Source organism: Martinezella rhizogenes (assembly GCF_027460065.1).
Lineage (GTDB): Bacteria > Pseudomonadota > Alphaproteobacteria > Rhizobiales > Rhizobiaceae > Agrobacterium > Agrobacterium rhizogenes_C.
The window spans coordinates 49,613-70,270 of sequence record NZ_JAPYZZ010000001.1 but is presented as its reverse complement, the minus strand read 5'-3'; the positions used below and the strand labels follow the sequence as shown (position 1 = coordinate 70,270).

Annotated in this window: 19 protein-coding genes; 10 read left to right on the top strand and 9 right to left on the bottom strand. The window is 61.0% G+C overall.

The window, feature by feature from the left end; genetic code table 11:
* Window positions 1–38: 38 nt before the first annotated feature.
* On the bottom strand, window positions 39–692 hold the full coding sequence (locus O8B93_RS00365; RefSeq protein WP_269707872.1) for a ribonuclease HII: 654 nt from the start codon (window positions 690–692) through the stop codon (window positions 39–41).
* 333 nt (window positions 693–1,025) lie between these two features.
* Entirely contained in the window at window positions 1,026–2,183 is a 1,158-nt protein-coding gene (locus tag O8B93_RS00360; protein WP_269707871.1) for a PA0069 family radical SAM protein, read from the bottom strand.
* A 289-nt stretch (window positions 2,184–2,472) separates the two neighbouring features.
* On the opposite strand from O8B93_RS00360, the gene O8B93_RS00355 reads away from it, so the two are divergent.
* Complete coding sequence (locus tag O8B93_RS00355; protein ID WP_269707870.1) at window positions 2,473–2,991, top strand: glycosyl transferase; 519 nt, start codon at window positions 2,473–2,475, stop codon at window positions 2,989–2,991.
* A gap of 15 nt (window positions 2,992–3,006) precedes the next feature.
* Here the strand turns inward: O8B93_RS00355 and O8B93_RS00350 are convergent, their stop codons facing one another.
* From O8B93_RS00350 to O8B93_RS00340, 3 genes are all read right to left on the bottom strand, one after another.
* Window positions 3,007–4,434, bottom strand: coding sequence for an FAD-binding oxidoreductase (locus tag O8B93_RS00350; protein ID WP_269707869.1), 1,428 nt, complete (start codon window positions 4,432–4,434; stop codon window positions 3,007–3,009).
* 47 nt (window positions 4,435–4,481) lie between these two features.
* A complete protein-coding gene (locus O8B93_RS00345; protein WP_269708614.1) occupies window positions 4,482–5,459 on the bottom strand; it encodes an L-threonylcarbamoyladenylate synthase in 978 nt (325 codons plus the stop codon).
* Between the two features lie 63 nt (window positions 5,460–5,522).
* Window positions 5,523–6,131, bottom strand: coding sequence for a DUF6656 family protein (locus O8B93_RS00340; RefSeq protein ID WP_269707868.1), 609 nt, complete (start codon window positions 6,129–6,131; stop codon window positions 5,523–5,525).
* Window positions 6,132–6,463: 332 nt separating this feature from the next.
* Here O8B93_RS00340 and O8B93_RS00335 point away from each other — a divergent pair, with 332 nt between their 5' ends.
* The 4 genes from O8B93_RS00335 to O8B93_RS00320 all read left to right on the top strand — a co-directional run bounded on the left by O8B93_RS00335 (window position 6,464) and on the right by O8B93_RS00320 (window position 10,279).
* Complete coding sequence (locus tag O8B93_RS00335) at window positions 6,464–7,708, top strand: aromatic ring-hydroxylating oxygenase subunit alpha (protein WP_010971101.1); 1,245 nt, start codon at window positions 6,464–6,466, stop codon at window positions 7,706–7,708.
* Between the two features lie 7 nt (window positions 7,709–7,715).
* The gene (locus O8B93_RS00330) at window positions 7,716–8,798 is read left to right on the top strand and encodes an FAD-binding oxidoreductase (protein ID WP_269707867.1); all 1,083 of its coding nucleotides are present in this window, start codon (window positions 7,716–7,718) and stop codon (window positions 8,796–8,798) included.
* A 270-nt stretch (window positions 8,799–9,068) separates the two neighbouring features.
* Window positions 9,069–9,533, top strand: a complete 465-nt coding sequence (locus O8B93_RS00325; protein ID WP_269707866.1) for a BA14K family protein — start codon at window positions 9,069–9,071, stop codon at window positions 9,531–9,533.
* A 221-nt stretch (window positions 9,534–9,754) separates the two neighbouring features.
* Entirely contained in the window at window positions 9,755–10,279 is a 525-nt protein-coding gene (locus tag O8B93_RS00320) for a BA14K family protein (protein WP_269707864.1), read from the top strand.
* Between the two features lie 46 nt (window positions 10,280–10,325).
* On the opposite strand, the gene O8B93_RS00315 is transcribed toward O8B93_RS00320, so the two are convergent.
* On the bottom strand, window positions 10,326–11,321 hold the full coding sequence (locus O8B93_RS00315; RefSeq protein ID WP_173986380.1) for a transporter: 996 nt from the start codon (window positions 11,319–11,321) through the stop codon (window positions 10,326–10,328).
* A 222-nt stretch (window positions 11,322–11,543) separates the two neighbouring features.
* On the opposite strand from O8B93_RS00315, the gene O8B93_RS00310 reads away from it, so the two are divergent.
* From O8B93_RS00310 to O8B93_RS00300, 3 genes are all read left to right on the top strand, one after another.
* On the top strand, window positions 11,544–13,328 hold the full coding sequence (locus O8B93_RS00310) for an acyl-CoA dehydrogenase family protein (protein ID WP_269707863.1): 1,785 nt from the start codon (window positions 11,544–11,546) through the stop codon (window positions 13,326–13,328).
* A gap of 10 nt (window positions 13,329–13,338) precedes the next feature.
* Window positions 13,339–14,097 carry a crotonase/enoyl-CoA hydratase family protein gene (locus O8B93_RS00305; protein ID WP_269707862.1) on the top strand — a complete coding sequence of 253 codons (759 nt, stop codon included), beginning with the start codon at window positions 13,339–13,341 and terminating at the stop codon, window positions 14,095–14,097.
* Between the two features lie 284 nt (window positions 14,098–14,381).
* Window positions 14,382–14,699 carry a hypothetical protein gene (locus tag O8B93_RS00300; protein ID WP_309568490.1) on the top strand — a complete coding sequence of 106 codons (318 nt, stop codon included), beginning with the start codon at window positions 14,382–14,384 and terminating at the stop codon, window positions 14,697–14,699.
* Here the strand turns inward: O8B93_RS00300 and O8B93_RS00295 are convergent, their stop codons facing one another.
* A complete protein-coding gene (locus O8B93_RS00295) occupies window positions 14,700–15,950 on the bottom strand; it encodes a class I SAM-dependent RNA methyltransferase (RefSeq protein WP_269707860.1) in 1,251 nt (416 codons plus the stop codon).
* A complete protein-coding gene (locus O8B93_RS00290) occupies window positions 15,947–16,699 on the bottom strand; it encodes a TlyA family RNA methyltransferase (RefSeq protein WP_269707859.1) in 753 nt (250 codons plus the stop codon). Before O8B93_RS00290 ends, O8B93_RS00295 begins: the two co-directional genes overlap by 4 nt.
* A gap of 267 nt (window positions 16,700–16,966) precedes the next feature.
* Between O8B93_RS00290 and O8B93_RS00285 the strand changes: the two genes are divergently transcribed.
* Window positions 16,967–18,988, top strand: a complete 2,022-nt coding sequence (locus tag O8B93_RS00285; protein ID WP_269707858.1) for a methyl-accepting chemotaxis protein — start codon at window positions 16,967–16,969, stop codon at window positions 18,986–18,988.
* A 79-nt stretch (window positions 18,989–19,067) separates the two neighbouring features.
* Here the strand turns inward: O8B93_RS00285 and O8B93_RS00280 are convergent, their stop codons facing one another.
* Entirely contained in the window at window positions 19,068–20,030 is a 963-nt protein-coding gene (locus O8B93_RS00280; protein ID WP_269707857.1) for a nucleoside recognition domain-containing protein, read from the bottom strand.
* Between the two features lie 119 nt (window positions 20,031–20,149).
* Here O8B93_RS00280 and O8B93_RS00275 point away from each other — a divergent pair, with 119 nt between their 5' ends.
* Window positions 20,150–20,602 (top strand): Lrp/AsnC family transcriptional regulator, encoded by a 453-nt coding sequence (locus tag O8B93_RS00275; protein ID WP_269707855.1) that lies wholly within the window; start codon window positions 20,150–20,152, stop codon window positions 20,600–20,602.
* Window positions 20,603–20,658 lie beyond the last annotated feature (56 nt).

The following is a 20,658-nucleotide window of genomic DNA, read 5'->3' as shown; positions in this document are numbered from 1 at the left end:
GCGGAAGTTATGGTTAGGCCGCCCCTACACCGCCGCAATCAACCCTGCTTCAGCGGCCGAAAACTCATCCTATGCAGTTCGCAAGGCCCGTGGCTTTCGATGGCGCGCAGGTGGGCCGGCGTGCCGTAACCGGCATGGCCTTCGAAGCCGTAAGAGGTGTGCACCACGCCGGCACGTTCCATCATGCGGTCGCGGGTCACTTTGGCGATGATCGAGGCGGCGGCGATGGAGAGGGAGCGGGAGTCGCCCTTGATGACGGCCTTGGCTTCGCAGGTGATACCCGGTGGCCTGTCGCGGCCGTCGGCCAGCACGAGGGCGGGGGGAATTTCGAGGCCGAGCACGGCGCGCCGCATGGCGTCGAGGCTGGCGCGGAGAATGTTCATGCTGTCGATCAGGCCGGGGCCGGAGGAGGCGACCGACACGATCGAGGTTTCCATGATCTGCACAAAAAGGCTTTCGCGCTTCTGCCTGCTCAGCTTCTTGGAATCGTCCATGCCCTTGGGAATATTATCCGGATCGAGAATGACGGCTGCCGCAACCACCGGGCCGGCAAGTGGCCCCCGGCCTGCCTCATCCGTGCCAGCCACGGGCCAGAGGCCCTTCCTTTTGGCCTCCAGTTCGAACGAGAAGTCCGGGCCGGTATCGACAAGGTCGAAAAGAGCAGGAGAATCGGGTGTGGCGGTGCGTTTCATGCGGCGAAACTCGCATACACACCCGATCTCCTGCAAGCCCCCGGAAGCGGGCGATGACAGGCGCGGTGAGCCGGGGTCAAGGGGCGTGGCTCACCGTGCCCCTCAGGTCATCATGACCTTTGATCCTCCAACGGGGCAGCGGAGGAAAAATGATCGCACGCGAGGCGGCGGGTTCCGGGGGCAATGTCCGGCAGGCCAGGGAAAACCCGCCGGGCATTTGGTCAGGAGCATGGCCGGTCAAACGAAGGACCGGCGCTGCTCATAATATTCTTCCTGATATCAGCACGTCGCCAAGACGGCTTGGACCAACAGGCAGCGCCGTCAGCGCCGGTTTCAAAGCAGTGACAATTGCACCCCGGCACCACCCGGCGGCACGAAGAGATCGTCGCGCAGGTGAATGCCACGGCGGATGAGACCAAGCCTTTTCGTCGCCATTTCGAAACGCCGACCGATCTGCCAGGCATAGGGGCCTTCACCCTTCATACGCTTGCCGAATTCCGCATCATAATCCTTGCCGTCACGCATGGAGCGCACCAGCGACATGACGTGGCGATAACGGTCCGGATAGTTGCGCAGCAGCCAGTCGCGAAAGAGCGGACTCACCTCCAGCGGCAGGCGCAGCAACACATAGGAAGCCTCGGTCGCCCCCGCTGCCTTGCCGGCCTGGAGAATGCGTTCGATCTCATGATCGTTGAGGGCGGGAATGACGGGCGCCATCATCACGGCGACCGGAATGCCGGCCTCCGTCAGTGCCTTGACCGCCTCCAGCCGTTTATCCGGCGTGGCAGCGCGCGGTTCCATGTTGCGTGCGAGCTTACGATCCAGCGTCGTTACGGAAATACCAACCTTGACGAGGCCCTTCTTGGCCATCGGCGCCAGAATGCCGATATCCCGCCTGATCAGCGCCGATTTGGTGACGATGGCGACAGGGTGATCGGCCTCGGCCAGTACTTCCAGTATCTGCCGCATGATGCGCCATTCGCGCTCGATCGGCTGATAGGGGTCGGTATTGGTGCCAATGGCGATCACCCGCGGCTTGTAGCCCGGTTTCGCCAATTCCCGTTCCAGAAGCTTTGCCGCATCCGGCTTGGCGAAGAGCTTCGACTCGAAATCGAGCCCGGCCGAAAGCCCCATATAGCTGTGGCTGGGCCTTGCAAAACAATAGATGCAGCCATGTTCGCAACCGCGATAGGGATTGATGGAACGGTCGAACGGAATATCGGGAGATTCGTTGCGTGTGATGATGCTGCGCGGTTTCTCCACCTGCACTTCGGTGCGGAATTCCGGCATATCCTCAAGCGTCTGCCAGCCATCGTCGAAAACCTCCCGCTGCAAGGCCTCGAAGCGCCCGTCCGGGTTCAACCCGGCGCCCCTGCCGCGACGACGGTCGATCTCGATGCGCAGGCCGGATGCATCGGCAAGCGCATTGGCAATATCAGGCATATGGCTCGGCTGAAAGGCAGCCTGCCCGTCAAGCGTATGGTTTCTCATCTGGATGCTCCCAGAGCGCTGCACGCCATCAAGGCACGCTCAACGCCCTAAACCGTTTCCATCCGGAGAGGCGTTTCCTCGCCGTCCGAATGATTAAATTCCTACATCAGGAATGAGAACAATACAAGAACAAAATTGTGAAAATACGACCGGCCACATGGCCCGAAGCGTAAATGGCGGAAGCCGGATGGTTCCTCGACGCCGGTGCAATGTGCCGCACGGATCGGGCTATTCTCCATCGCAAAGAGGCCAGTGGCAATTTATTGTGCGATGCGTTAGAGCTATGCCTATGTTGACAGTCTTAATGGAATGCCGGGATCAGGAACCGGAACTGGCGCACACGCTGTCCGCGCTTGTCACCGGTGCTGTGGAAGGGCTTGTGAGCGATGTGGTGATCCTCGATCACGGTTCGCGCGATGGATCATCGCGCGTGGCCGATGCCGCCGGTTGCCGCTTTTATGGGCAATGGGACATTCAGGAAATCCTGCATTCCGCGCGTGGCGGCTGGCTGTTGTTGATCGAGCCCGGTGCGCGCCCGCAGGCAGGCTGGATCGACGAAATCCTCGAATATGTCGCGATCTGCCGCGACCCTGCACGGTTTTCGCCGTCGCGTTATCACCGGCGGAATATCTTCAGCCGGATGTTACACCGCGCACCGCCGCTGGAACACGGATACCTCCTGCCAAAGACACAGGCCCTTTCAATCGCCAAATCAGGCATGAGCCTGACGGAACTGGTTGACGGGCAGAAGCCGCGCCGCCTGAATGCGGAAATGGTGCCGGCCTGGGCTTTGCGAACACCGGCCTGAGGCCGGGAGGTTATCTTATCCCACAAGAACCTTGCCGGGGTTCATGATGCCCGCGGGGTCGAAGGCGTGTTTGATGCGATGCATCAACTCCATTTCGATGCCGGGCCGGATAGCCGCGAGTTCGTCGCGCTTCAACTGACCAATGCCATGTTCGGCCGAAATCGAGCCGCCGAGCGATAGGACTATGCCGTGCACGATCTCGTTCATGTCCCGCCAGCGGCCCAGGAATTCGGCCTTGTCGGCGCCGACCGGCTGGGAGATGTTGTAGTGTATGTTGCCGTCGCCGAGATGGCCGAAGGCGCAGATGCGGGCGCCGGGAATGGCGGCGAGCACGGCCTTTTCCGCCTTGGCCATGAATTCCGGTATTTTCGAAACCGGAACGGAAACGTCGTGCTTGATCGATCCGCCCTCCGGCTTCTGCGCATCCGACATGCTTTCACGCATGTGCCACAGCGCCTGACGCTGCGCTTCCGATGCGGCGATCACCGCATCCTCCACCAACCCGGCCTCAAAACCACGCTCCAGCAGCGATTGCATCATCGTGTCCGCCGTCTCCGCAGAATCGGAGGTGGAGATATCGATGAGTGCGTACCAATCATGCGGCTGTCCCAGAGGGTCGCGCACGCCGGGAATGTGCCTGGCGGTAAATTCGACGCCGATTCGTGGCATGAGTTCAAAGCCGGTCAGCGCTGTGCCGCAGAGGTTTGAGGCCATTTCGAACAGTTTCAGCGCATCTTCGGTGGAGGCAAGGCCGGCAAAAGCGACCTGATGGCCGAGCGGCTTGGGGAAAAGCTTGAGCACCGCGCCGGTGATGACACCCAGCGTGCCCTCGGAGCCGATGAAGAGATCGCGCAGGTCGTAACCCGTATTGTCCTTTTTCAGCCGGCGCAGCCCGTTCCAGATTTCGCCCGTTGGCAGAACCACTTCGAGCCCGAGGCACAGCTGGCGCATATTGCCGTAGGCCAGCACCGCCGTGCCGCCGGCATTGGTGGCGAGATTGCCGCCGATGCGGCAGGACCCCTGCGAACCGAGCGATAGCGGGAACATGCGATCCACCGAATCGGCGGCCTTGTGAATGTCATCGAGAATGCAGCCGGCATCGGCGACGATGGTGTTGGCGACAGGGTCGATGTCGCGGATGCGGTTCATGCGCTCCAGCGACAGGATGATATCGGTGCCGTCAGCGCGCGGCGTCTGGCCGCCCACAAGGCCGGTATTGCCGGTTTGCGGCACGATGGGCGTGCCGGTTTCGCTGGCGAGTTTCAGGATGGCGGCAACGTCTTCAACCGAACCCGGCTTGAGGAGCAGCGGCGAAATACCGCGATAAAGTCCGCGATTTTCCACCAGGCGCGGCGCCATTTCCGCCGGGTCGCGCACCGCATTTTTTTCGCCGACAATGGCGGTGAAGCGGTCGAGGATATCGGAGGAGGGGATGGCGTTCATGGACGTCTCGCTGTCTTTTGAAACATGGGCGAAAGGGTTGAGTACCGTCAGCCTCGCGGCGCGGCGGCGCGGGAAAGGCGGTCGTTGATCGCCTCTCCGAGACCATGGGGTGGAATGGCGGTGATGGCGATGGTGTCCGCGCCGCTCGCATCGGCGGCTTTCAGATAATCGAAGAGGTTGGCAGCGGCCTCGGCAAGATCGCCTGAGGGGCTGAGATCGAGAATGATGCGCGCGGTCTCTTCTCCTGATATGGCGATGCCGCCGAAGCGGATCAGCGCTTCATCAGGCAGAACCGACGTGGCGCCGAGGCGGACAGTGGCGCCCGGCGCATAATGCGAGGCCAGCATTCCCGGCGCCTCGATGGCGGCCGCGGCTTTTTTCGGTCGTTCGAGCCTGACGCCGGCAACGCGCTCGATTTCCTCGGTGACGATGCCGCCCGGGCGAAGCAGCCGCACCCGGCCATCCTCCTCCACCTTGACGATGGTGGATTCGACACCCACGGCGGCGGCACCGCCATCGAGAATGAGATTGATCTTGCTGCCAAGGTCAGCCTCCACATGGGTCGCACTTGTCGGGCTGATCTTGCCGGAACTATTGGCGCTGGGGGCGGCCAGCGGTTTGCCGAACCGGCGGATAAGATCGCCGGCAAAACCCTGCGGCACGCGAATGCCGACCGTATCCAGCCCGGCCGTCGCCAGCGAATGAATTTCGCTCTCCGGTTTCAGCGGCAGAACTAATGTCAGCGGGCCGGGCCAGAAGGCCTCTGCGAGTTTCCGCGATATCGGGTCGAAAACCGCGTAACGCTCGGCCATGGCGATATCGGCCATATGGCAGATCAGCGGGTTGAACTGCGGGCGGCCCTTGGTCTCGTAAATACGGGTGATGGCAGCGGGATTGGTGGCGTCGGCGGCAAGGCCATAGACGGTTTCCGTCGGCAGCGCGATGGGCCTGCCGTCCGCAAGCTCGGCCACGGATGCCCGCAGTGCTGTTTCCCGCTCGTTTTCGATGTTGATATGACGCGCCATGATGCTGCCTTTCAGGGCGGTCAATAGCGTATTTCAGGCCGGGATGGAAAGTGCTATCGCGCTTTATATCGCCCTGATGATCCTGCGCATCTCTTCCGAACGCGCGCCCAGCATGAGCACGTTTTTCAGCGCCACACGCGGATCATGCGTCTGGAACAGCAGGCCGCCGCGATGGAAGGAGGTGTCGATGGCGATCTCGTGATCGGGAAGCGCATTGATGGCGACCGCGAAATACATGCGCGAGTAGCGCGCATCGATATTTTCGAAGAAGTTTTCTGCCCCGCTCAGCTCGGCGAAGAAATTCGCGAAATAAAAGGACCAGAGCACATGGCGCTCGGCATCGAAGCTCGTTTTCGCCGCCGTGACATGGCAATAGCCGAGATGCGGCCGATCGTTGAGCAGATGGTGAAAAACCATCTTCGGGAAACGGATGGACTGGTGAAAGGTGTTGAGACGGCTGTGGGTGGCATCGGCGGCGGCTTCCAGCTTCCGCCCGGTCAGCGCAGCCACATCGTCATGGCTGTAATAGACACGTTCCCTGGGCAGCCAGCGCTCTTCATAACGGCTGATGCGACCCGTGCGCAGGAAGTCGGAATGCGCGGTCTTCGATCGTATCGGCGTGACCGAATGCCTTGCCGCATCGAAATAGCGTATGCGTGTCGCCTTCTCCACCAGGAGCGCCTCCGTTGCTGTCGTTCCTTCAATATAGTTTAGGGTGCATTAATACTCCGTTGCGCCGCACCTCCCGTTTTTTAATGGGTGGAGAGGCGGGCAGGCGCTATCATGCGTCATATTGCGACGTCGTTTCCGGCGCTGAATAGACGTCGGATTTCCCAGCGGAATGGGCAACGGCGGCGAATTGCGCATGTCGCAATTTGTCGCCAATGCGGAAGCCGATGTCGCTGTTTGTGCTGCCGCAAATGACCGCCGGTGTTTAGATGAGGACATGCTTCCGCAACCCCGCAAATGGTGCCGGGCAGGGCGGTTTGATCGAGGATTTGGCCATGGAATTGCGTGACACCGTATTGCGCCAGCTGAAAAACCGCCGCGAAGGCTTCAGCCTGGAGCAGCCGTTCTACACGGACCCGGATTATTTCAAGCTGGATATGGAGACGATCTGGTATCGCGACTGGCTGTTCGTAGGCCATGATTGCGAAGTGCCCAAGTCCGGCAACTACATGACCGTTCAGGTCGGCGCATACTCGGTCGTCATCGTTCGCGGACGCGACGGGCAGATCCGCGCCCTGCAAAATTCCTGCCGCCATCGCGGTTCGCGCGTCTGCAGCGCGCAGAAGGGTCAGGCCGCCCGTCTCGTCTGTCCCTATCACCAGTGGACCTATGATCTGGATGGCAAACTGCTGTTCGCACGCCATATGGGCGAGGAATTCGACAAGGCGGAATTCGGCCTGAAGCCCGTCGCCTGCGAGACCGTTGCCGGTTACGTCTTCATCTGCCTTGCCGACCAGCCCGCCGATTTCGCGCCGATGCGCGCCGAGGTCGAAAGCTACATGGCCCCGCACCGCATTTGGGAAGCCAAGGTCGCGCATGAAAGCACCATCATCGAAAAGGGCAACTGGAAGCTGGTCTGGGAAAACAACCGCGAGTGCTACCATTGCGCCGCCAACCACCCCGAACTCTGCCGCACCTACCCTGAAAACCCGAGTGTGACGGGGACGGATGGCGGTGCCAGCGATCCCGAAATCGGCGGCCACTGGGCGCGCTGCGAGGCCGCCGGCCTGCCGAGCCGCTTCAAGATCGATCCGAAGGGCCAGTTCCGTGTTGCCCGCATGCCGCTGATCGGCGAGGCGGAAAGCTACACCATGTCGGGCAAACGCGCCGTGCGCCGGCCGCTGTCGGAGGATGTCAGTATCAGCCATATCGGCGCGCTGTTGCTGTTCCATTATCCGACGACCTGGAACCACTTCCTCGGCGACCACACCATTTCTTTCCGGGTGCTGCCGCTCAACGCCAATGAGACCATGGTCACCACCAAATGGCTGGTGCACAAGGATGCCGTCGAAGGGGTGGATTACGATCTCGAAGACCTCACCCACGTCTGGAACGAGACCAACGACCAGGATCGCCGCATCGTCGAGGAAAATGCCTTCGGCATTCGCTCGCCCGCTTATCAGCCCGGTCCCTATTCCATGGAAGACGAGGGCGGCGTGATGCAGTTCGTCAACTGGTATTCCGATTTCATGGTCGATCGCCTCTCCGGCGACAAGGCCCGGCTTTCGGCTGTAGCGTGATGCGAAGATGAATATGGTTGTGACCTACAAGCACATAGACGAGATGAAGCCGTGGAGCGACAAGCTCCAGCTGCTGGAATGCATTTCAGTGACGCCCGAGACATCGGACGTGATGACGTTCCTGTTCCGCTCCGAGGATCAGAACTGGTTCCGTTATCTGCCGGGCCAGTTCGTCACGCTGGAATTGCCCGTGGGTACGGAGCCCGTTTACCGCACCTACACATTGTCCTCCAGCCCGTCGCGGCCCTATGCGCTGTCGGTCACGGTGAAGGCGCAGGCCACCAGCATCGGCACGCGCTGGATGTTCGATAATCTGAAGCCCGGCATGAAGATCCGGGCGCTCGGACCGCTCGGCGACTTTTCCTACGTCAAGCATCCCGGCGACAAATATCTGTTCATCTCGGCAGGCTCCGGTGTCACGCCGATGATGTCGATGGTGCGCGACATGAGCGACCGCGCGCCGCAGAGCGACATCACCTTCATCAACTGTTCACGCACGCCCGGCGATATCGTCTTCCGTCACGAGCTGGAATATCTCGCCCGTTTCATGCCGAACCTGTCGCTCGGCTTCATTGTCGAGAAATGCGGCCGCACCGATCTCTGGTCCGGCCTGAGGGGCATGGTCGACAAGGCCAAGATTGCGCTGCTGGCGCATGATTTCATGGATCGCACCGTCTTCTGTTGCGGTCCGGAGCCGTTCATGGCCGCCGTCCGCTCGATGCTCGACGCATCCGGCTTCGATATGAGCCGCTATCATCAGGAAAGCTTTGCGCCGGCCGCTCCGGTCAGCGTGGGTGAAACAGTTGTCACCGGTGCCGACGGCGAAGCGCTGTCGATGGTGGGTTTCACCCTTTCCGGAAAAGAGATGCCCTGCCAGCCCGGCCAGACGGTTCTGATGACGGCGCGTGCCGCCGGTGTTCGTATCGGCGCCGCCTGCGAATCCGGCATCTGCGGCACCTGCCGGGTACTGAAGCTCTCCGGCGAGGTGGAGATGAACCACAATGGCGGTATTCTCGATGATGAAATCGAGGAAGGCTATATTCTTGCCTGCTGCTCACGGCCGTTGACCGATGTGAAGGTGGAGGCGTGACGTCAGCATCTCCCAAAACTGTCATCGGTTTTGGGAGACATGTATAAGCTGATCGCTTTGGCTTTTCCGGGAAAAGACAAAGCGATCAGGCTGCGTGTCATCTTTCCCATCTTTCACCGGATAGTTGTCATGGAACTAAATTTCCCTAAACTCGTTTGCACGTCATCGAATTCTTCTCGGGTGTAGAAACGGGGGCTGACCCTTATCTCCGGCAAGAGTGAGTGGGTGAAAAGGCGCGGTCCAACGCGCTGAAGCAAACGGAGGAAGATCATGATGAATTTCCGGACAACGAGCATCGCTACAGCGATGATCGTGTTCATCACCAGCTTTACGCCGTCTCAGGCGTTTCAGGTGCCTGTCCCGATGCCTAAGCCGGCGGTTTCCACTGATAATGTGGTGCCGGTGCAGTATCGCGAATGGGACCGCCGTTATGACCGCAGGCATGGCGACCGCATGTATCGCCCGCGCCCGCCGCGTGACGGCTATTACAACGGCCACCGCGGCTATCGCGATCGTCGTCCGGGCTACCGTTATCATAACGGCTACTGGTTCCCGCTGGCAGCCTTCGCCGCAGGCGCGATCATCGGCGGTGCCATGCAGCAGCCGCGCCCGACCTATGGCGGCAGCCATGTTTCGTGGTGTCAGAACCGCTGGCGGTCGTATCGAGCCTACGACAACAGCTATCAGCCGAGCAGCGGTCCGCGCCGCATATGCGTATCGCCCTACAGCCGCTGATAGGTTTTCGAAAGCCCGGATCTTGATCCGGGCTTTTGTTTTGCAGCTGCCCGATTGGGTAAACGAAGCGTGATGAGACCGTTAATGCTGGGTTCAGGCGAAAACGCCTAGCCTGCAACCTGGAATGTCCAGCCAGACCGAAAAACTGGCCGAATGAGAAGAGAAAAGTGTTATTATTCACGGAGAACGGGCTTTTGACCGTCGTGAATGGAGGAAGTCAGATGAAAAGCTATATCAAGAATATCATGGCTGTCGGTCTTTCTGCGATTGTGGTTGCGGGAGCGATTGTTCCGGCGGAAGCAGCGATGCCATTGCAGACCGCGCCGAAGAGCGTTGAGACCGCAGGCAATGATGCCAGCAACAATGTCGTGAATGTCCAATATTGGCGCGACCGCGATGGTCGCGGCGACTGGGGTGACCGTCGCGGCTGGTATGGCGGCCATCGTGGTTATCGCGATTACCGCCCGGGCTATCGTCACCATGACGGTTACTGGTTCCCGCTCGCAGCCTTTGCGACGGGTGCGATCATCGGTGGCGCCCTGTCGCAGCCGCGAGAAGTCTACCGCCCGGTTCCGGAATATCGTCCGCGCCCGGTCTATCGTGAATATCGCCCGATCCGCCGGGGAGGCATGAGCCAGGCGCATGTGAACTGGTGCTATGGCCGCTATCGTTCCTACGATGCCTATAGCAACACGTTCCAGCCCTACCATGGCCCGCGCCAGCCTTGCTATTCGCCTTACAGCTGATAGATTTAAGGCTGAAGTTGACAGAGCCGTCCGGTCACCTTTGCTGTCACAAAATCCGCGCCCGTTTCAGGACGAACCAGGCGAGCGCCACCGAAATCACGATGAAGATGCTGGCTGCCATGGTGCCGCCAGTGCCAACGGTGAACGGCAACTCATCCGTATTCATGCCGAAGAAACCGGTCACCAGCGATGGCGGCAGCAGGAATGCCGTCATCAGCGACAGGATATAAAGGTGCCGGTTGGTTTCAGACGAGAGTTTGGAATCGATTTCTTCATGCAGCAGCCTTGCACGCTCCTGCAGCGCATAGACGTCGTGATCGACAGCCTCGAGCCGTCCCATCAGGCGGGAAGCGACATCCTCGAAACCGTCAGGCATCTCGTCGTCATCGGCGGCCGAAGCGCGCCGCATCAGGGTGAGCACGGTGCGCAAATGCCGGTGCAGGCGCACGACCGTGCGGCGCAGCGGGGCAAGGCGCCGCCGCTCGTCGCGGTTCTCGCTGTCATAGACCATGTCCTCGATGGCGTTGAGCTCTTCCGTTGTCTCCATCACCAGATTGATGAGCGACCGCTGGAATTCGGCCACGAGACCTTCGAAAACATGCGATGGTGTGAGGTAGCGGTTGGAATTCTTGTCGACCGCCGCTTTCAGCCGGTCCACCGAATGCAGCGGCTGCAGGCGGGTGGTGATGATGAAGCGATCACTCACCGCAAAATGCAGCCAGCCGAAATCGCGCGTTTCCTTGTCGAACTCGCGCTGGAAATCGACCAGCGTGCCATAGAGCGATTTTTCATCGACCACGATGGAAGGGTGTGTCTCATGGGTGGTGAGGCTCGCCCGTGCCGCTGGGTCGAGGCCGACGATCGTTTCGAGGAAGCCGGCAACCCGCTGGTCGGCGAGATTGAGATGCAGCCAGTAGAACCCCTCATATCCGGTCATCTCGTCGAAGCCGGCATCGGGCGCCAGCCGGCGGCACGGGGCTTTCCCGGGCTGGAAGTGATAGGCCCAGACAAGGCCGGGAATGGTGGGCGTTATGAGATCCATCGTGGCAGTCCTGACCGGCGGGGATGGGAGGAGGGGAGGCGTCCGTCGTTCCGGGGTGGGAGCGGCAGCGGCGAGGCGCATGTCATCGCATGCTGAGCAAATTCACATGACAGTTTTATAACAAACCTGTCGAAATCGCGGGAATTTTCAAATTGACGTTTACGTAAAAATCATTTAGCCCGAGGGCAGTAGCAAGATGCAAGAGCTTCGGGAGGAGGCAGCATGTATAGCGCGCCGGTGGATGATATCGCCTTTACACTCAAGCATGTGGCGGGTCTTGAAGACGCGCTCTCAAAGGGTGTGCTGGGAGAGCTGAGCGAAGATCTCGTCGATGCCATTCTTGAGGAAGCCGGCCGTTTTGCCACCGGAGAGATCGCCCCGCTCGCCGATATCGGTGACCGTCAGGGCGCGAAGCTTGCAGATGGCAAGGTGACGACGCCGGACGGATGGGCCGATCTTTATCACCGCTGGGCGGAAGCGGGCTGGAACAGTCTGACGGCGCCGGAAGAATTCGGCGGCCAGAACCTGCCGCATATGCTGAATGTCGCAGCGCTGGAAATGTGGAATTCCGGCTCCATGGCCTTTGCGCTGGCGCCGACGCTCACCATGGGCGCGGTGGAAGCCATCGTTACCCATGGCAGTAACGATCTAAAGCGAACCTATCTGCCGAAACTCGTATCCGGCGAGTGGACCGGTACCATGAACCTCACCGAACCCCATGCAGGATCGGACCTTGGTGTGCTGAAGACCCGGGCGGAGCGCAATGGTGACGGCACCTATCGCATCTTCGGCCAGAAGATTTTCATCACCTGGGGCGAACACGATGCAGCGGATAATATCATCCACCTCGTTCTCGCCCGTCTGCCGGATGCGCCGGCCGGCACGCGCGGCATCTCGCTGTTCCTCGTGCCGAAATTCCTGCCCGATGAAAAGGGCGCACCGGGCAACCGCAACGACCTGTTTTGCCATTCGCTGGAGCACAAGCTCGGCATTCACGGCTCACCCACCTGCACGATGATCTTCGGCGACGGCAAATTCGGTGACGAAAAGGGCGCTTTGGGCTGGCTGATCGGCGAGGAGAACAAGGGCCTTGCCTGCATGTTCACCATGATGAACAACGCCCGCCTTGCGGTCGGCATGCAGGGCGTGGCGATCTGCGAGGCGGCGACCCAGAAGGCGATCGAATACGCGAAAGAGCGTACACAGGGCAAGGCGCCCGGCTGGCAAGGCTCCGGCATGAGCCCGATCATCGAACACCCTGACATCGCCAGAACGCTTCTGACGATGAAGGCGCTGACTCAAGGGTCGCGGGCGATTTCCTTCAGCTGCGCCCATGCCATCGACATGGCGCATGCGACCGAAGACGCCACCCAGCGCACTCACTGGCAGGAGCGCGCTGCTCTTCTCACGCCGATTGCGAAATCCTTCTCCACCGATGCCGGTGTGGATGTCGCCTCCATGGGCATTCAGGTGCATGGCGGCATGGGCTTCATCGAGGAGACAGGTGCTGCGCGTTATCTGCGCGATGCCCGCATCGCGCCGATCTACGAGGGCACCAACGGCATTCAGGCCATCGATCTGGTGCTGCGCAAGCTGCCGCTCTCCGAGGGTGCACAGGTGCGCGGTTTCATTCGCGAATTGAGTGAAATTGCCGCCCGGACGGCCGCGTCTAACCGCGATGACCTTGGCGAGACCGCCCGTTATCTTGAAGCCAGCCTCAACGATCTGGAAACGACGACCGACTGGCTGCTCTCCCGCATCAAGGCTGGGGAAACCGAAGCTGCGCTTGCCGGTGCCACGGCCTATCAGCGGCTCTTCGGCCTGGCTCTGACAGGTGCCTATCTCGCCAAGGGCGCATTGGTCTCCGTCGATGATGGCAGGGGCGGGCATCGCGCCGCACTTTGCCGTTTTGCGGCGGAAAACCTGCTGGCGGAAACGGCGGCGCTGAAGGATCGCGTTATATTAGGCGCGGCAAGCCTTGCCGCCGCCCGCCCCCTGTTGGCTTGAGGAGTTTCAGATGTCGGACGATCATATTCTCGTTGAGCCGGTTGGCCATGCGCCTGAGGTTCTGACCATCCGCTTCAACCGGCCGGAGAAGAAAAACGCCATCACCGATGCGATGTATCTGCGCATGGCCGAGGCCCTGTATGCCGCCAATGCGAACCCCGAAATTCGGGTCGTCGCCTTTCTCGGCACGGAAGGCTGCTTTTCCGCCGGCAATGACATGGCCGATTTCCTGGCCTTCGCCATGTCGGGCGGCAAGGGCAAGCTTGCGGCACTCGAATTTCTGAAAGCGCTGGTCGCCTTCGAAAAACCATTGGTTTCCGGCGTGGACGGGCTCGCCATCGGCATCGGCACGACGCTGAACCTGCATTGTGACCTGACGGTCGCCTCCAGCCGCAGCCTGTTCAAGACACCCTTCGTGGATCTGGCACTGGTGCCGGAAGCGGCCTCCAGCCTGCTTGTGCCGAAACTCATTGGCCACCAGCGCGCATTTGCGCTGCTTGCCATGGGTGAGGGTTTTTCCGCCGAACAGGCGTGGCAGGCCGGGCTGATCTGGAAAGTCGTCGCGCCAGAACATGTAGAGGCCGAAACGCTGGCGCTCGCCACCCGTCTTGCCGCCAAACCGCAGCAGGCGCTGAAGATCGCCCGCGATCTGGTGCGCGGCAACCCGCAGGACATACTTGCCCGCATCGAAGAGGAAGGCCGCCATTTCATCGCGCAGCTGCAGAGTGCGGAAGCACGCGCTGCCTTCGAGGCCTTCATGCGCCGCTGAGCGCTCAAGAAAACGGGGTCGTTGCTTGCCGTCAGAGAGTGTGCCGCTTGTTTCTTCTCCCCGTCGGGGAGAAGTCCGCGGCAGCGGGATGAGGGGGCGAGGGCAGAGATGTGCGGTGAGGGTTCCCCCTCATCCGACCCTTCGGGCCACCTTCTCCCCGGCGGGGAGAAGAAACTCGCGGCGATGCCGAGCAAGGCCGCTGTGCTTGTGAATGCGGATTATGTATGGTCGTCCAACCGGTCCCGCAACGTTGGATCGCAACCCTGCTTCCGAAGGCCACCCGTATGCGTCACGTCGTTTTCGCCCTGTCCGTCTTCCTCTCCGCCACAACCCTTGGCGAAGCGGCAGCGATCACGCCGCCGCCTGTGGCTTCCGGCAACGATATCATTCTGGCGCAGTCTTACGATGATGGTAGCCAGGACTATTACTCCGGCAGCAATCGCGATCGCATGCGCCGCGCGCGTTTCGTCTGCGTCATCACCCCGCCGGAGAGCGCCAATCGCCGCCGGCCCTATATCTGCCCGCTGGAACGGGGTCGCGTCGGTGGCGCCTGCCGCTGCTCGGGCGTCGTCGGCAACGGCACGGTCGATACCGCCTGGTGATTATTTCTCCAGCACCGCCACTGCTTCCACATGCGGCGACCACAGGAACTGGTCGACCGGCGTGACGCGGGTGACGCGGTAGCCGCCTTCCGTGAGGATAGCGAGATCGCGTGCGAGTGTTAGCGGATTGCAGCTCACCGCAACGATCTTCTTCACCGTGCTGCGGGCAAGTTCCTTGCACTGGAATTCCGCACCCGCACGCGGCGGATCGAACACGACGGCATCGTAATTCTTGAGTTCGCTTGTCATCAGCGGTCGGCGGAAGAGATCGCGCTTCTCGACGCTGACCGGCTTCAGGCCCTGCGTATTGCGGGCGGCGAAATCCAGTGCCTTCAGCGGCTTGTCTTCGGCTTCCACCGCATGCACCTTGCCGATGCGCGCCAGTCTGAGCGCAAATGTACCGGAACCGCAGAACAGATCGGCGATGCGCTTGGATTTGCCGACATGGGCAAGCACCAGTTCCGCCATGGCGTCTTCGGCCTGCTTCGTCGCCTGCGTGAAACCGCCTGCCGGCGGCGAAACCGCAACGCCGCCGAATTCGATGATTGGCTTTTGCGGTTCGATCAGGATTTCACCCGACAGCGAAACGCGGGCGATGCCGCGCATGGCCAGCACCGTTTCCGTGAGCGTGCGCCGCTGCTTGTCGTTGACCGACTTGATGCCCTCGACGGAAATATCGAGACCGGAGAGCGTTTCGAGAACGGTGATGCGGAACGGCTCGGCATTCGCCACCATGGAAAGCCCGATGGCTCTGATAGCATCGAGCCGCGAGACGATGCCGGACGAGGTGACGGGACATTCCTCGATGGCGACGATGTGATGGCTGTTGGCCTGGCTGAAGCCCAGCAGCAGGCCCTTTTCCGTCTTGCGGGCGGCAAACACCGCACGGCGGCGCTCGCCGGGACGACAGATGACGAGATCGTCCACTGGCGGGGTCAGACCCTTCGATCTCAGTGCCGAAACCACCAGTTCCCGCTTGAAGGCGCGGTAAGGTTGATCAGCCATATGCTGCAACGAACAGCCGCCGCAGGTGCCGTTGACGCCTTCTGGACCAAAGTGGCGACAGACGGGGTCACGGCGGTCAGCCGAAGCTTCCGTTATCGACATGACTGTGCCCTGATCCTTGACCTTGGCAATGGCGACCGTTTCGCCGGGCAGCGCGAAAGGCACATAGACCGGGCCGTCGGGACAGTGTGCGATGCCATCGCCCTGCGCGCCGAGGCTCTTGATGGTGACGGTCTGTGTGCTCATGGCTTTTCGCCTCCGAGAAGAAATTCGACATTGCCGTCACCGCCGGAAATCGGCGAGGGAATGAGGCCGAGGCTTTTCCAGCCCATGTCCTCGGTCAGCCAGCGTTCCAGCTCGGCCGCCACGGCAGGAGCGGTTTCCGGCTCCTTCAGAAGCCCGGCCTTGCTGATGGCATCACGCCCCGCCTCGAATTGCGGCTTGACGAGCAGAACCGCCAGAGCACCCGGTTCCGCAAGCTCAAGTGCGGGGGCAAGCGCAAGCTTCAGCGAAATGAAGGACACGTCGGAAACGATGAAGCCGATGGGTAGATCATCGATATCATCTGTGGTGAGGAACCGCGCATTCAGCCCTTCCAGACTGGTCACGCGCGGATCGTTCTCGATCCTTGGATGGATCTGCCCGTGGCCGACATCAATAGCGACGACGTGTTTTGCGCCGCGATGCAGCAGCACCTCGGTGAAGCCGCCGGTCGATGCGCCGACGTCGAGGCAGTCAAGGCCCCTCGGATCGAGCTTGAAATGATCGAGCGCGGCTGTGAGCTTCAAGGCGGCGCGCGAGACGTAAGCCTGCGCCGGATCGGTAATGGCGATCTTGACGTTTGCAGCGACGGTCTGGCTCGGTTTGGTGACGATTTTGCCGTTCACGCTCACGGTGCCGCGCGAAACCGCGTCGCGCGCACGCGAGCGGCTGGCAAAGTGGCCAAGCGACACAAGAAGCTGGTCTAGCCGTTCATTTTCAGATGTTTTGGACATGATCCCGTGTCAATGACCGCCAAACCCCGCAGATGCAAGCAATTTATCGCGGACAGGCCATACGGGTGGGCGAAGAAATACGCCTTGGGTAGCAGGAAAACGACATATGAGATTAATCCAATATAAAGCCTTGTGAGGCACTTTGTCCGCAAGGCCCGTGTGGCCCTCGGAACCTGCCATGACGGCGTCTCCCCCATTTTCCAGAAATTGCGGCCGTTGCAGCGCAGACGTTTGCTCCGTGGCATCGGGTCGCCGAGAGAGTTTGCGATGTCGCTGAAAAATCTCCCCATTAACCTCAAGCTCATAGCCACCTTCTGTGCCTTGATGGGCGTGTGTCTGCTCGCCTCTGCGGTCGTGTTCTGGCAAACACTGGGGAGCGAGCGTGTCACGATTGAAAACAACCGCACCAAGGACATCATTCAGGCCGTGGATGGCGCGACGGCCGCCATGCTCGAGCAGGCCGTCAACCAGCGCGGTTTCCTGCTGTTCCGCAGCGACAGCACCTATACTGATGTCTTCGCCCAGCGCGAGCTGATGCTGAAGAAGCTCAACGACGCCCGCGCTCTGGCCGCCGGCCAGCCTGATATCCTGAAGTCCATCGACGATATGGAAAAATCCGCCACCGTCTTCTTCAAGGAACTGGCGGAGCCGCAGATCGCCGCCCGCAAGACGACGGAAGCGCCGATTTCCGAAATCATCGAGATCGGCCGCAACCAGGCGAAGGGCCAGCTTGATGGCTTCCGCGCTTCCGCCGCCAAGATCAAGGAACAGCTGAACGGCCTGTCCACCGTCTATGCCGCTGAACAGCAGACTGCTGCCCGCAATCTGGAATACGCGCTTCTGGGCGGTGGTGCCGTCGCCGGCCTGCTCGCCGTTATCCTGATCTGGGCTCTGTCGCGCTCCATCGTCACGCCGATCGTCGGCATGACGGCGGCCATGAGCCGGCTTGCCGATGGCGATCTGACGACGGAAGTTCCCGCCACGGATCGTGGCGACGAAGTCGGCAAGATGGCCAAGGCCGTTCTGGTCTTCAAGGAAGCCGGTCTCGAAAAATCCCGCCTTGCCGGCGAGACTGACCGCATGCGCTCCGCGACGGACGCCGAACGCCGCCGCAACGAGGAAGAAAAAGCGCGCGACGAAGCCGCCAGCGCCTTCGCCAGCGCCGAGCTTGGCAAGGGCCTTGCCGCTCTCGCCGACGGCGATCTTTCCTACCGCATCGAAACGCCTTTTGTGCCCGCCATCGATCCGGTTCGCGTGAATTTCAACAGCGCGGTCGAAAAGCTGCAGCAGGCGTTGCGCACGGTGGGTGAAAACGCCGCCGCCATCAATGCCGGCGCTTCGGAAATGCTCTCTGCCGCTGACGACCTGTCGCGCCGCACCGAACAGCAGGCGGCCTCCATCGAGGAAACCGCTGCGGCGCTGGAAGAAGTCACCACCACGGTGCGTGATAGCGCCCGTGGCGCGGAAGATGCCGGCAATCTGGTTCAGCGCGCCCGCGCCGGTGCGGAGAAGTCCGGCGTCGTGGTCCGCAAGGCGGTTGCCGCCATGCGCGAGATCGAGAAATCCTCGGGTGAAATCGGCAATATCATCGGGGTCATCGATGATATCGCCTTCCAGACCAACCTGCTGGCGTTGAATGCCGGTGTGGAAGCGGCCCGCGCCGGTGATGCCGGCAAGGGTTTTGCTGTTGTCGCACAGGAAGTGCGCGAACTCGCCCAGCGCTCCGCCAATGCCGCCAAGGAAATCAAGACTTTGATCGGCGCTTCCAGCCAGCAGGTGGAAAACGGCGTCAATCTGGTCGATGAGACCGGCAAGGCTCTGGAACTCATCGTGTCGGAAGTCGAAGAGATCAACGCCCATGTCAGCGCCATCGTCGTTGCCGCCCGCGAACAGGCGACCGGCCTGCAGGAAATCAACACGGCCGTGAACACCATGGATCAGGGCACGCAGCAGAACGCCGCCATGGTGGAACAACAGACCGCCGCCAGCCATTCGCTCGCCCGCGAAGCGGAAGCGCTGAACGGTCTGCTTGGCCAGTTCCGGATGGGCGGTGCGCGCGCCGCCGTCGCCGGCGCCGGTGGATATTCCGCCCCCCGCCAGTCTGCCGCCAAGCCCGCCTTCCAGCCCGCGCCCGCCGCACCGGTTCGCAAGGCTCCGGTCAAGCCGGCTTCCGCAACCGCACGGCCGGTCGCTTCTCCCGCCCGCGCGCTTGGTCAGAGCCTCGCCCGCGCCTTCGGCGGCGCTGCCGAAGCGCCGGCTGCCAAGGATCAGGATTGGACGGAATTCTGAGACCGGTTTTCAGACTGAGTAATGGAAACGGGGCCGCAAGGCCCCGTTTTTGCATCAGCGCTTGAGACAGTAGTGCTGTTCATGTTCCCTGCAGCCGGAACATCCGGGCGAAAAACTGCTCATCGGACAGTCGGTGAAGCAGGGCGGCAATGACGGCGGTCGCCGCAACGGCGAAAACAAGCCGCCCGACGAGAACACCATAGACATCGGCGCCCAGCGACATCACCACCAGCGTGTCTTCAATCACGCTATGGGCAAAACCCATGAACACGCAGGACAGAAACACCTGCCTCGGTGAGATCGCTCCTGATTGCGCTTCGCGGATCAGGAAACCGGCGCCATAGGAAATCCCCAGGAACAGACCGATGGCGGTGAGATGTTCCGCCTCGCCGCGAATGCCGGCAAGACGCAGGAGCGGTGAAAGCGCCTTCATCATCAGCGCCAGCAGGCCGGTCACGCGAAGGATTTCAAGTCCGAACGACAAAGCGAGAAGAATGACCAGCATCCAGACCATGGTTTCCCCGAGACCAAGGAAATAGCCGGTCCATTCAGGCGTGGCGCTCATCGCAATCCAGGCAGGGTTCACCGGTGCAGACAACCATCCCGTCGCTTCCAGAAGCTGATGCAGGAGAAACGCATAAAGCAGCCCGCCGGCGATACGCAGCACCGTGGAAACGAGCATGCCCGGACCCGCCCTGGCGATGATCTTCTGCTCGATGGGCAGGGCATGCGCAAAGAGGATGAGTGCGGAAAAAACGGTGATATCCGCGGCGCTCAACGACGAAGCGGGAACGAGCGTGAAGATGAGCGGTACCGCGCCCCATATGCCGACCAGCATGGCCGTCAGCCAGGCAAGACCTAGTTCCGGGGGAAGCCCGATGAGGTTCATGACGGGTGCAAAGGCAGGCGCCACCGCCTCGATTGCCCCCATTCTCGATAAAACTTCGGTCAATATGGCGATCGGAACGGTAATCCGTACGAGCACCCAGTAAATTCCGAGCGTTTCCCGCGTTTTCTGCCTGATGGTTGCGAAAAATGGCATTTGAGGCTCCCTGAAACTTGTCTCTCTTCTCTAGGCTGAAGCCTTTCGCATTTGTGGTCAAAGATTGCATTATCTTGCAATTTTATTGCAAATGTACCGAAGGGAGTTATGCTGCAGGCATGGATCGGATAGACCGGAAACTACTGAATATTTTGCAGGGCGATGCCTCGCGCACCAATGTGGATATGGCCGATGAGGTGGGACTGTCACCTTCCAGCTGCCTGCGCCGCCTGCAGCGCCTGCGCACATCGGGCGTGATCGACCGCATTGTCGCGATCCTCCACCCCGCCAAGGCGGGACGCGTTCTCAAGGCGCTGGTGACGGTGGAGCTGAAATTGCATGGAGAGCAGCATATGCGCCGCTTTCTGGACATTGCGATCGCGGAAGAGGCCGTATCCCACGTCTATGCGGTCACCGGCGCAACCGATGTCGTGCTGATGCTGCGGCTGCGCGACATGGAGGAATTCGACGCCCTGTGCGACCGGCTTTTCCGCGACCAGCACAATGTCGCGCGCTTCTTCACCATGGTCGTGATCAAGACGGCGAAAGAAGAGACGGCCATCAGGCTTTGAAACTGATGGCATTTCATCAGGGGAAGCGTTTGACAGTCTTCTTAAACCCAAGGAAA